This window comes from Pseudomonas sp. Pseusp21 (assembly GCF_059492145.1).
The window spans coordinates 2,011,342-2,023,833 of the sequence record NZ_CP168520.1; the positions used below are offsets into that span (position 1 = coordinate 2,011,342).

Here is a 12,492-nt window from a genome sequence, read left to right on the forward strand (position 1 = left end):
CGCGTTCGCCGGTTCCGTTGACTATTCGATAGATGGACCTGAAACCATGATGCTTGACGTCGAGCGTCTCGATGAGACGTGCATAAAAAAACTGGCCAACGAAGAAGTCCTTGCCATCCGCGTCAAAGGCTTTCTGCCCCAGGCGCAGGCGATCCAGATTGGCGACAAGATCCTCGCCCCCGGCTTCGAGGGCTACATCAACGCGCCCAGTATCGGTCGTATCGGCATGGCGTTCTACGAGGCGGAAAACCAGCCGCTGCTGATCGAGGACTACTTCGAGCGCGCCACCAGCAACATTGCCGAACTGCGCAACCGCTGCGCGCCCTACTCGTCGCCGGTCGACACCCTGCGCTGCATGCTCGACGAATCCTGGCCGGCGGGTGCCCACCTGGAAAACCTCTACGGTCGCAAGATGTACGTCGGCCTGTCCCGGGTGGTGAAACCGGGCGTGTGCTTTCTGGCCCATCACGACATCTTCGCCAAGGACGCCCCGGAGAGTTTCCAGGCCCGCAGCCTCGAGGCGCAGTTCGCCTGCAACGTCTACCTCAACATGCCAACCGAAGGCGGCGCATTGCAGATGTGGGAAGACGACATTTCCCCGGACCGCTTCGACGAAATGCGCGGCGACAGCTACGGCATCGACCCGGCGCTGCTCGGCCCGCCCGCCCTCGAAGTACGCCCGGAACCGGGGGATTTCATCATGTTCAATTCGCGCCGCATGCACTCGGTAACGCCGGGCGTGGCCGATCCGCGCTTGAGCCTTTCGTTTTTTGTCGGCTATCGCGGCAATGCTTCACCCCTGACTTTCTGGAGCTGAAATGACATCGAATTACCTGGGCGAGTTTCTGGCGCTGGCCACCATCCACTTTCTGGCCGTGGTCGCTCCCGGCCCGGACTTCGCCGTGACCATCCGCCAGAGTGTGCGTTTCGGCCGTTTGGTCGGCATCTGCACGGCACTGGGCATCGGCGCGGGGATTTCCGTGCACGTGCTGTACACCCTGCTGGGCGTCGGCGCCTTGATGCACACCACGCCGTGGTTGCTGACCGTCGCCAAAGTGGTCGGCGGTGCTTACATTCTTTATCTGGGCGTCAGCCTGATCCGCAGCAAACCCAAGACGACAATGGAAGGCGAAAAGACCAGTGACGAACCGCTGGTCGAGCAATCGCTGTTCAAGGCGTTTTCCACCGGTTTCCTGACCAACGCCACCAACCCCAAGGCCACTCTGTTTTTCCTTGCAATCTTCACCACGATCATCAGCGCCAGCACGCCGCTGCAAATCCAGGCCCTGTACGGGTTGTGGATGTGCGGGGTGAATGCGTTGTGGTTCGTGATCGTCGCGCTGTTCTTTTCCAGCAGCAAAGTGCGCGTGCTGTTCATGCGCATGGGCCACTGGTTCGAGCGCAGCATGGGGGTGATTCTGATCCTGTTTGCCGGGCGTCTGGTGCTGTCGATGTAAGCATGCTGATCGGAGAAGCCCGATCCAGACAGATTGGACGGGCTTTTTCGATTCTGCGCCGCTTTTGCATTTCTGTGCGACGCGTCCCACTTCGGGGGCTCCCCTATCACTCGCTGGTGGTGTTAGTTTGCAAAACCGTCTGACGCTTCGATCAGACACCTCCTACTCACTGCCTGCAAAGGAATGCCCTTAGCAATGGATTTTTCACTCAAGCAACTGGCCGCATCGACACTGATCCTGGCCAGCCTTTCATCCGTCACACTGCCAGCCCATGCCAACCTTACCGAGCAGCAGAGCGCGACCATTCTCAAGACATTCAATGAGGCAAAGGTCAGTGACTTCAGAGCATTTCTCGGTGATCTGGCCAAGAACGACCTGAGCAAGACCGACGATCTGCGCCCGGCCATCAGCGCCTTCCTCGACAACAAGACGCTGACCGCTGAACAGCAAAACGAAATCCATCGCCTGCTCGGTCTCTACACCCGCGTGAAGTACGGCAAGGCCGCCCTGGAAACCCTGCGCGAACTGGTGGAAATCCCGACCTTCCGCAAGGACGGCGTCGATCAGCACGACAACCCCGAATTCATCAAGATCGCCGGCAAGATCAAGGATCTGGCTGAGTCTTTCGGCCTGAACTACCGCAACATCGACAACCGCGTTTACGAAATCTCCCTCGACGGCAGCGGCAAGGATGTCGTCGGCATTCACGCTCACGCCGACGTGGTGCCGGTAACGCCGGAAAACTGGGTGCTGAAGGACGGCACCAAACTTGATCCGTTCAAGGTCACGCTGATCGGCGACCGCATGTACGGCCGCGGCACTGAGGACGACAAGAACGGCATCGTTGTGACGCTGTATGCCATGAAGGTGATCAAGGAAGAGAAGCTGCCACTGGCGCGCAATTTCAAACTGCTGGTGGACACCACCGAAGAAACCACCGGCGACGCGATTCCCTACTACTTCGAACGCAACCCGACGCCGGAGTACAACCTGGCACTGGATGGCGGCTATCCCGTAGTGATTGCGGAAAAAGGCTACGGCACCGTCATGGCCAAATTCGCCAAGCGCAAGGCCGAGGGTAAAGGCGCGGAAATCACCTCGATGACCGGCGGCCTGGCGACCAACCAGATTCCATCGGTTTCGGTCGTCACGCTGGTGACTGACAAACCCGCCGAGCTGGCGGCCAGCCTGCAAAAGGCCGGCGCTGAATACGCCAAGCGCAACGGCGGCGATTTCGAAGTGAACGCCAAGGTCGATGGCAAAGACGTCAAACTCACCGTTACCGGTGTTTCCGCGCACTCGTCCGAGCCAGAATCCGGCGTTAATCCGGTCGCGCGCATGCTCGATTTCATCCATAGCGTGGACGGCAAGATCGTCTTCAAGCACAACCACATCACCGACGCTGCCCACTACGCCGCCGACAACTGGGGCCTGGATTACAAGGGTGGCAAGCTGGGCGTCGGCTTCGCCGATGACTTCATGGGCCCGCTGACCACGTCCCTGACCTACGTCGGCATGGACGACAAAACCTTCAAACTCGCGGTCAACCTGCGCGTGCCGAAGGGCAAGTCGCCGGAAGTGCTCAAGCGCGAAATCGCCGACAAACTGGCGGCCTGGAGCAAGAAGACCCATGTCGCGGTCAACTTCGACTACTCGATCGCCGAACCGATGTACCGCAACCCTGAAGGCGAATGGGTCAAGGCGCTGCTGGCCGTGGCCACCGAAAACCTGGGCATGAAACACGAATTCGGCACGTCGGCCGGCGCCACCTCGGTGCATGAACTGCCGAACGGCGTGCAATTCGGCCTGGCGCGACCGGAGGTCAAGTACACCGGTCACACCGATGGCGAATTCAAGACCGTTGACCAGTTCCTGCTGGACCTGCAGATCGTCACCGAAATGATGGGACGCATCGGGCAATTGCCGAAGCTCTGATCGCGTACCGGGCTCGCCACATTGGCGGGCCCACAAAAAAAGGACCGCGAGGTCCTTTTCTATTGCCTGACAAAAACCGCACAAACAAAAACGCCGCTCATCACTGAGCGGCGTTTTTGTGAATTTGGAGCGGGAAACGAGACACTCGTTTTTTCGAGCAATCCGTTGATTTCCAGGATGTTTTAGATACGCCTCGTTGATTGACGGGCTACATTGCGTACTACTTCGGCAAGCTGACAACCCCTACATGAAAGGCCGATAGCCAGCAGTCCAGGCACGTCCGTGGAACGCTGTACCGAGTATGCCCAACCCATTCGCAGATCTCTAGCCGCATCCGCCACCGAAAAGCGCCCACCAAAGACAGTCAAAACTGACAGCCTATTACGCCAGCATTTGTAGGACAGCTCTTGATCGTCCACGCCCTATTGAAGCTCCAAATCTTGTCTGCCTAGAGTGGCTTCCATGCAGGACTTAGGCGTTGCAGCTCTGCAACGCAACTAGATAGATAAAATAGAGTGCACGCGATGAGTGACGCCATTTCGAACAGAGCCACCCACACTGAACCAACACCTGCTGCCACCTCGCCCGAAAACACTCTTGAACCGACGTCTACTGGCACCAAATCTGAACCACTGCTCGCAGATCCCGAATTCGATATGCGTGGCCTGGCCTGGAACCCGTTATGCGACGCTGCCACGCCCCTGATCGGACTGGTCATTCGCCTGCGCCGTCTGTACCAGCACGACGATGTGCCCGCGCTGTACCGAAGCGTCAGCAACCAAATCACCACGATCATGGAAGAAGTCAATCAGCTCGACTACGACGCCGGCATGCTCAAGGCCTACTCCTACAGTCTGTGCCTGTTGTTGGATGAAGTAGTCATGAGCACTACTTGGGGCAAGTCTTCCACTTGGAGTGCGCGCTCACTGCTCAGTCAGTTTCATGAGGAGACGTGGGGCGGCGAAAAATTCTTTACCGTCATGAACAACATGATCCCCGAAGCGGCCCGGTACCAGCATGTGCTGGAGTTCATGTACCAGTGCCTGATCTCTGGTCTCAAAGGCAAATATGGTGCCCATGCCAAGGGAGATGACGAAATACAAAAAATCATCAACCAGCTGCACGGCCTGCTGCGCCCCCTGCGCGGCGAAACACCCAAGCGCCTGACCGACCCGTTGACCAACGTTGCGCCGCGTAACTACCGGATCAAACGCACGTGGCCATTGTGGACGCCATGGGCACTGGCCGCCGCCGTACTAGTCATGGCTTACACGATCTATACCCTGCGACTGAACGCCATCACCCAAGAGGTCCTTGCCTCGCTGGACAAAATCCTCAAGCTCTAACCCCCATGTGAAAACCATAAGGAGGCTCTATGCCTGCTGTCGTTTTGGTCGGTCACGACCATGCGTGTCCAGTGTGTGGCCCAGTCACTGTCGCCAGTGGGTCAGAGAGTTTCACTGTCAACGACCGGGCTGTAGCCCGCGCTGGCGACACACTCAGTTGTGGAGCCGTAATCACCAGTGGCTCGCCTTCAATGAACATCAACGGAAAAGCCGTGGCCCGCGTCGGCGACAGCACCGACCACGAAGGCACCCTGGAAAACGGCGATGACAGTTGGCTGATCAACTGACCCGCACTGACTACAAGGAGGTTTCATGCCCCGTCAAAGCGACCTGCGTTACACCTTCGAACCGCTGCGGGGCGATCCCTTCGAAGTGGTCTCGTTCAACCTTGAAGAGGGCCTTTCCCAGCCCTTCAAACTTGAGCTGAAGCTGGTCAGTCACCACCCGGCCATCGACTTCTACCGCATGCTCGATCTGGCGGGGCTATTCACGATCTGGCGTGGCGAGACTCCGGTGCGTTACGTCCACGGCTTGGTCAGCCTGTTCACCCAGGGCGACACCGGCTTTCGCCGCACCCGCTATACCGCCGTGGTCGAGCCGACCCTGAAGCGTTTCGACCTGCGTTCCAACTGGCGCATCTTCCAGGGCCAGACCGTGCCCGACATCATCACCCGCGTCCTCACCGAACAAAAACTGACCGACATCCGCAGCGAAATCTGCTTCGAGCACCAGCCTCGCGAATACTGCGTACAGGCCGGTGAAACCGACCTCGACTTCATCGCCCGCCTCGCCGCCGAAGAAGGCCTGCTCTACACCTTCGAACACCGCGCCGACGGCCACACCCTGGTCCTCACCGACCGCGTCGGCGGCCTCGGCACCATCAGCACCCACACCGATTGTCCGGTGATCTACCAGCCGATGGCCGGTGGAGACGCCACGGAACCGGCACTGAACCGCTTCCACTACACCGAACAGGTCCGCACCGCCGTGCAGGTGCAGCGCGACTACACCTTCACCCACCCGCGCTACAACCAGCAGCACACGGCGACTGGCGACCAGGACCTGAACAACCAGCACAAGGACTACGAACGCTACGACTACCCCGGCCGTTACAAGCGCGACGTTGCCGGCAAGCCCTTCACCAAAACCCGGCTGGCTGCCCTGCGCAACGACGCCAAGCTGGCCCATCTGGAAGGCGACGATGCTCGCCTGCAACCGGGATTGGCCTTCGACCTGAACGAGCATCCCCGCGACGATTTCAACGATCGCTGGCGCACCATCGCCATCCAGCACGAGGGCAAGCAGCACACCAGCCTGCAGGAAGAATCGTTTGGCAGTGGCCTTGGCACGTCCTATGAAATGAAGGCCAGCGCCATCCGCTGGACCTCGGACTGGAAAGCACCGCTGCGTGACAAACCCTGCATCGACGGCCCGCAGATCGCCACGGTGGTTGGGTCTCCCGGTGAGGAGATCTATTGCGATGAATGGGGCCGGGTCAAGGTGCAGTTTCCGTGGGACCGCGCGGATAAAAACAACGATCAGAGTTCGTGCTGGATTCGTGTGGCGCAAGGTTGGGCGGGCGCGACCTGGGGCGCGATGGCGATTCCGCGTGTGGGCCAGGAACTGATCATCAGCTTTCTGGATGGCGACCCGGACCAGCCTATCGCCACGGGCCGCACCTACCGCCAAACCAATCTGCCGCCGTACGAGCTGCCGAAACACAAAACGCGGATGACCATCAAAAGCCGCACTCATAAGGGCTCGGGCTTCAACGAACTGCGCTTTGAGGATGAACTGGGGCAGCAGGAAGTCTTTATCCACGCCGAAAAAGACAAGAACGTCCATATCAAGCACAACAACACCACCTACGTGGGTAACGACCGAAGCGAGAAGGTCGAACACGACGAGCAGGTTGAAATCGGCCGTAACCGCAGCGAGCGAGTAGGTAACGATGAACACATTGCTATTGTGCAGGATCAGCATCTGGAACTGGGCCGTGATCGAATTCAGACGCTGGGGCGTAATTATCACGCCACCATCGGTGGGGACCGATTCGAGGAAATTGCCAACAATCGGAATGACAGAATTGCCGCTGACCATAACATCCAGATCGGAGGCAGTGCTGAGCAATCAGTCCGGAACCGCTACTACCTGTCAGCAGGGCAACGCATTGAGCAAAAAACGACAGTGTTCGTTGTCACCTCGGGCGAACGCATTGTTCTGAAAGCCCCCGGTGGCAGCATCACGATTGATAGCGATGGCATTACCCTTGATGGGCTGACCATCAAGATCAAAGGCCCCGTCACCACAGATGCAATCGGTACGGGCAATCCGCTTGGCAATCCACAATCGCCTCCCGCACCGCTTGGAGCATTCCTGGGACGTTACACGTTGCTGAAGAACGATCAACGTGTTTTCGCGGGCTATCGATATCGCATCACTGATGGCGCCACCCTACTCACCGAAGGCCTGACCTGCCCCCAAGGGGGAACTGACTGGACTGTTACCGAGGCATCCAAATCCGTGCAGGCCCATAAAGCAATCATGCGCGACGATCAGCGAATCACCGAAACCTGGCAACCCTATCTGATGGCTTTCGATGATGAAGCTCCACCCGCAGAGACCAAAGTCATGTTTCCTGAAGACTTTCTTGCTCATTACAGCGAAGGCCTCGACTGATGCCAGTAGTCCCCATTGCCCGAACGCTCGCTCACGTTATCGACAGAGCCTATCGGGCCTACCGAGCAAACCAGGCTTATGAAAACGCCAAAACCGCCGCCGAGTTGGACCAACTCGCAGTAGAGATTAAGGAGCGAAGAAAGCAGATTAAAAACATGCTTCGAGCAACTATCGAAGCAATGACGCGTGAAATCGACGTCAAAAGCTCCACGTTTGCCACGGTGGACCGGGGCGGCAATAGCACGGCTTCTCGCAGAGGCAAGGAGAACTTGAATTTCAAGGAATACATCGAACGTAAGGTGCCTTTTCGCCCAGCCATCAGCCAAGTCTGCACAGTTGCCCTACAGATGCCAATCAAGGTGCCACGCCGCATTCGCAAAAAGATCGCCGGCGATAGGGTGGAAACCATAATTGAGGTTGCACTCAAGCAGTTCACCGCCTCGCTGTTCTTTGAGTCCGTGGACGAGGCGTTGGAATGGCGAAGCCCACTCAAGGCGGAGCCGAACTACAACCAAAGCAGCCAAAAAGCATTGCTTGGCGATCCAGCAACTCGCCCCAAACGGTTTGGAAGCGCGATACAGCCATTCTGGCCCCGCCCGCGTTCTCTGGCACCTGATCTGGTGGTCGTGGAATACCGCCAGGAACCGTTCGAGATCGAAAATGTATTTGCGGCAGTCGAGATCAAGTTTCCGGGGGATTGGGTAAAACAAACACAAATAAACGATTACGCGCGACTGATGAGACCCAAAACAGGCGTCAACCGAGAAAAGATTGGGCGGGAGAAAGTGGCCTTGCTACGCGTTCCGGAAGATTGCACTGGCCCTGAAACGGATAACAAACAACCCCCTACATCCAAGGGCGCCAAAAACAGGAGGTGAACGTGAGCACTACCCATAATTTGTTTGATGAAGATGAGCGTGATGAATTTATTGCAGAGCTCAAGGAGTGGCCAAACACTGATTGGGGTACGGACGATGCTCGACACAGCGTCAGCCCTTTCATCAGTTTCTACTTCCCCCCTGCTCCAGACAACCACCAAGAAGCAGCGCTGATGATGGTGGATATCCACGAAGCCTTCGAACAACTCCTTGGCAAACCTTACACCGTTGGCACCCACCCCGTTTCAGAACGTCCACATCCATATGGCTCTACACGATTGCCAGATCTTCGTGAACAGGCCAGGAAAATTTCTAGCGATAAAACTTTTGTCTTTAACTTCACTGATGAAAAAAACCATGCCACGTCACCCACAACGGCAGGTTACTTCTGGCGAACATCATTTTTAGAATACGAAGGTAGTTATAACCCTTATTCCTCAATCACGTTCTATTACCGCTGGCAATGGTGGCTGGACACCCGCGAAGCGTGGCGCCGCTTTGTGCTTAAGACCATTGACCTGCTCAAGGCGCATCAGGTCTACAGCGGCTTCGCCATGGCCAACCCGCTTGAATTTGGTACGCGATCAGCCATCACCACTTGGGAGCGGGCACTCACCCCGAGTTTCTACGGCCTGGATATCGACTACGCCTTCTGTATGAACAGTGAACTGGTCCACGGCATCCGCCCTCCCACCTGGGCCTTCCTGCTCGCAGACCACTGGCGCGAAAAACTTGACCTGACCCGCGAGCAAGTACGTACGACACTCTCTCACCCACGTATCAGCATTACCGAATTACAAAGCGGCCAATGGATCGAACTGGGCGAACAGCCAGAATTGTATCCGGTTGAAAAAGGTGTGCCCGAACTGCCCATGCTCTTGAACAAACTGCTCAAGCCGATCCGCAACGACGACTTGGGATTGCTGGGCTTCGGCCAATGGGACGGCGACCCCAACGAGCGTTTCACTGACGCTGACAGCCGTCGCTGGATATCCCGCTTTGACACCGACAGCGATTGGCCTACGCCAGCAATGCGCTTCATCGCTCCATCGCCCATGCCTTCCGTCCAAATCTCTACGCCAATGCCTCTTCGTATGGTAGCTGGAACAGCTTGTATTCAAGACGGATGGTGGCTGGTTCCAGGACAGGCGGAAACCCGGCGAGCGTTCAAACAGGGCGAAATGATGCAAAACCTCGATGCAGCATCCACAGACGATTTGGTGACATGGCAGCGTGACCTTGATCAAACACCACCAGAGCCTGCCCGCTATGCCAATACCCATGATCCGGCTCCTCGCGAAGGGCGCTGGGAAGTTGAAAGCGACCGTTTCATCGCTCGCGATGTTCAGTTGAACGAACCGTTACCCGCCCACGAGGGTCGGGTCGTGCGCTGGCACTGGACGGTCAGCGGCATGCGTGCGAACAGCGGTCAACCCTGTCCGTATCCGGGCGCCTGGGTGTGTGAGTATAAGCCGGGGAGTAAGCAAGTCATCGAGCATGGCGTTCTGATGCCGACAGTGGATGGTGAGCGAGTAGTCTGGCTCTGGATGGGACTGGAGCCATCGTGATAGCGACGGACAGCAGCCCAATACGACAACTCGGTTCGCGCGCCAGTGGCCGAAAAATACAGGGCAATCTGCGACAGCGTGCTTTTTCGTCCAGGCTTCGGGTTCAGGGCCTTGAAGCAGCGCCACGACGCGACGACAGCCTGAAAGTTTTGGTAGCTGCCGCGTTTACCGCCTCCTGCGCCTGACAACGATGGTTTGATGATGTCCTGGTAAACAGACACCCAATGCAAAAAGGCCCACCGAATCGCTTCAGCGGGCCTTTTTGCATTGGAATTGAAGTCAGCTAACCACAAATCGCATGCATACAAAAACGCCGCTCTATTGAGCGGCGTTTTTGTGAATTTGGAGCGGGAAACGAGACTCGAACTCGCGACCCCGACCTTGGCAAGGTCGTGCTCTACCAACTGAGCTATTCCCGCAATGGCGTCCCCTAGGGGACTCGAACCCCTGTTACCGCCGTGAAAGGGCGGTGTCCTAGGCCACTAGACGAAGGGGACAGGCTACAACTTTCACTAATAAAAACGCCGCTCTTTGCAAAGCGGCGCTTTTTGAATTTGGAGCGGGAAACGAGACTCGAACTCGCGACCCCGACCTTGGCAAGGTCGTGCTCTACCAACTGAGCTATTCCCGCAAATGGCGTCCCCTAGGGGACTCGAACCCCTGTTACCGCCGTGAAAGGGCGGTGTCCTAGGCCACTAGACGAAGGGGACACGCTACCCGGAACACATGGTGTGTGTTTCGGTGTCCAGATCCGCCTCCGAAGAGTTGGCTCTGGTTTCACTCAGCACCGCCCTTAAGCGTTGCTGTTTAAAATTGGAGCGGGAAACGAGACTCGAACTCGCGACCCCGACCTTGGCAAGGTCGTGCTCTACCAACTGAGCTATTCCCGCATTGGCGTCCCCTAGGGGACTCGAACCCCTGTTACCGCCGTGAAAGGGCGGTGTCCTAGGCCACTAGACGAAGGGGACACACTACAACATTCACTCCCTGCCGCGTTTCGCTGTGTGCTTTACGCTGCAAGTGGCGCGCATTCTATGGATGGATTGAAAGGTCGTCAACCCCCAGATATAAATTTATTTAAATCAATGACTTCGACCTGCTTTACGCACCGTTTCCGGCTTTTGCGTCGCCCGACGATTGACGCCTATATTCCGACACTCGCCAAGGCGTTATAGTCCACGGCACAGGTGATGGCAATCTGCACCCCAAGGGCCAGCATTTATATAAGCCGGTTCCTGGCCGATACAGATTCAGCTTCGCCGATCCAAACCCGTCGAGCGGCGCTAGGCTCCTGTATGCCAAGCCACTACACTCGCACGCGAACCCTATAAAGAGGTCTTACCGGTGACACCACTCATGATCACCCTGCTAGTCATAGCCGGGATCGCAATCTTGATCGCCATTGGCTACATGAACCATGTGGTGGAAAACACCAAACTGGAGAAGGCCCGCACCAAGGTCGAACTCAACGACCGCCTGCGCCGTTGCGGCGAACTGACCGAAACCTTCCCCGGCCAGTTCATGACCCCGGCCCTCAAACTGCTGCTGACTCGCCTCGAGCTGAACGTCTGCCAGCGCCTGCTGAACCTGGAAAAGACCAGCGCCACCACCAAGGCCCGCATCACCGAACTCAGCGCCCTGGTCGCCCAGGGCGAATCGATCCCGGTCAACAACCCGCCGGCCCCGATCCAGACCGAAGCAAAAGCCAAGGACGTCCGCTTCCTCCTCGAAGCCCTCCACGGCCAGATCACCCGCGCCGCCCAGGACGGCTTCCTGCCACCGAACGAAGCCAAACACTGGATCCGCGAAGTCCGCCACATCCTCGTATTGCTGCACATCGAGTTCTTCAACAACCTCGGCCAACACGCCCTCCAGCAAAACCAACCCGGCCAGGCCCGCCTCGCCTTCGAACGCGGCGTGCAATACCTGCGCAAACAGCAGGACCCGCAAATCTACGCCGAACAACTCCAATACCTGGAAAAACTCCTGGCCCGCGCCAACGCCCAGGTCATGGACAAAATCGCCCCGGTCGAAGGCGAAGAAAACCAACTGACTGCCGGCCTCAAAGATGTCGAGGCTGATGCGGACTGGAAGAAGAAAGTGATTTACGACTGAGTGCAGTCAAAGAGAGAAGCCACCGGGAGGTGGCTTTTTTATTGCCTGAAAGAAGAAGATCAAAAGCTTTCCCTCACCCTAGCCCTCTCCCGGAGGGAGAGGGGACTGACCGAGTTGTTCGGGAGAAGTACGCCGACGTGAAATACCGAGGTGAACTCAGGTTTTAAAAAGTATGCAACTCACTCTGCTGCACCTTGCACCTTCTGCATCCTCTGCTTCTTCTACTCTTGCTTCTGCTTTGGCTTTGGCTTTGGCTTTGGCTTTGGCTTTGGCTTCCCACCACTCAAAACGATGAGCGTTAGCTCGAGTACCGCTTTTGACGTACCGGCCCCTTCGGAAGGCTGAGTGGAGGGATTTATCCGGGGGTGGGAGCGCAGCGACCGTGCGGCGCAGCCGCATGCATCGAGAGGAGGTGCAGCGAAGCAAACCGTAGGCGATGCCCCCGGATGAATCCCGGAACGAAGGAACCCCGAGCCCCAGCGAGGGGCCGAACGCAGGGGCCCAGACCTTTGGT

At 57.5% G+C, this 12,492-nt stretch carries 9 protein-coding genes and 6 tRNA genes; 9 read left to right on the forward strand and 6 right to left on the reverse strand.

The window, feature by feature from the left end; translation table 11 throughout:
* Positions 1 to 46: 46 nt before the first annotated feature.
* The 8 genes from ACEN93_RS09015 (at position 47) to ACEN93_RS09050 (ending at position 9,863) form a co-directional block, all read left to right on the forward strand.
* Complete coding sequence (locus ACEN93_RS09015) at positions 47 to 817, forward strand: 2OG-Fe(II) oxygenase (protein ID WP_007952184.1); 771 nt, start codon at positions 47 to 49, stop codon at positions 815 to 817.
* A gap of 1 nt (position 818) precedes the next feature.
* Positions 819 to 1,457, forward strand: coding sequence for a LysE family translocator (locus ACEN93_RS09020; protein WP_011335460.1), 639 nt, complete (start codon positions 819 to 821; stop codon positions 1,455 to 1,457).
* 195 nt (positions 1,458 to 1,652) lie between these two features.
* Entirely contained in the window at positions 1,653 to 3,392 is a 1,740-nt protein-coding gene (locus ACEN93_RS09025; RefSeq protein ID WP_039770714.1) for a dipeptidase, read from the forward strand.
* A gap of 524 nt (positions 3,393 to 3,916) precedes the next feature.
* Positions 3,917 to 4,738 carry a type IVB secretion system protein IcmH/DotU gene (gene icmH, locus ACEN93_RS09030; RefSeq protein ID WP_085668014.1) on the forward strand — a complete coding sequence of 274 codons (822 nt, stop codon included), beginning with the start codon at positions 3,917 to 3,919 and terminating at the stop codon, positions 4,736 to 4,738.
* Positions 4,739 to 4,767: 29 nt separating this feature from the next.
* Entirely contained in the window at positions 4,768 to 5,025 is a 258-nt protein-coding gene (locus ACEN93_RS09035; RefSeq protein WP_074688135.1) for a PAAR domain-containing protein, read from the forward strand.
* 25 nt (positions 5,026 to 5,050) lie between these two features.
* On the forward strand, positions 5,051 to 7,417 hold the full coding sequence (locus ACEN93_RS09040) for a type VI secretion system Vgr family protein (protein WP_495611320.1): 2,367 nt from the start codon (positions 5,051 to 5,053) through the stop codon (positions 7,415 to 7,417).
* Positions 7,417 to 8,295: a VRR-NUC domain-containing protein gene (locus ACEN93_RS09045; RefSeq protein ID WP_074688139.1), complete on the forward strand. Its 879-nt coding sequence runs from the start codon at positions 7,417 to 7,419 to the stop codon at positions 8,293 to 8,295. The genes ACEN93_RS09040 and ACEN93_RS09045 overlap by 1 nt, the downstream gene beginning before the upstream one ends.
* 2 nt (positions 8,296 to 8,297) lie before the next feature.
* Positions 8,298 to 9,863, forward strand: coding sequence for a type VI immunity family protein (locus ACEN93_RS09050; RefSeq protein WP_210709307.1), 1,566 nt, complete (start codon positions 8,298 to 8,300; stop codon positions 9,861 to 9,863).
* 343 nt (positions 9,864 to 10,206) lie between these two features.
* Here the strand turns inward: ACEN93_RS09050 and ACEN93_RS09055 are convergent.
* The 6 genes from ACEN93_RS09055 to ACEN93_RS09080 form a co-directional block, all read right to left on the reverse strand.
* Positions 10,207 to 10,282 (reverse strand) — tRNA-Gly (locus ACEN93_RS09055).
* A gap of 2 nt (positions 10,283 to 10,284) precedes the next feature.
* Positions 10,285 to 10,360 (reverse strand) — tRNA-Glu (locus ACEN93_RS09060).
* Between the two features lie 58 nt (positions 10,361 to 10,418).
* Positions 10,419 to 10,494 (reverse strand) — tRNA-Gly (locus tag ACEN93_RS09065).
* Positions 10,495 to 10,497: 3 nt separating this feature from the next.
* A tRNA-Glu gene (locus tag ACEN93_RS09070) sits at positions 10,498 to 10,573 on the reverse strand.
* 104 nt (positions 10,574 to 10,677) lie between these two features.
* A tRNA-Gly gene (locus ACEN93_RS09075) sits at positions 10,678 to 10,753 on the reverse strand.
* A gap of 2 nt (positions 10,754 to 10,755) precedes the next feature.
* A tRNA-Glu gene (locus ACEN93_RS09080) sits at positions 10,756 to 10,831 on the reverse strand.
* Positions 10,832 to 11,219: 388 nt separating this feature from the next.
* On the opposite strand from ACEN93_RS09080, the gene ACEN93_RS09085 reads away from it, so the two are divergent.
* Positions 11,220 to 11,978 carry a hypothetical protein gene (locus ACEN93_RS09085; RefSeq protein ID WP_011335462.1) on the forward strand — a complete coding sequence of 253 codons (759 nt, stop codon included), beginning with the start codon at positions 11,220 to 11,222 and terminating at the stop codon, positions 11,976 to 11,978.
* The last annotated feature ends 514 nt before the right edge of the window (positions 11,979 to 12,492 follow it).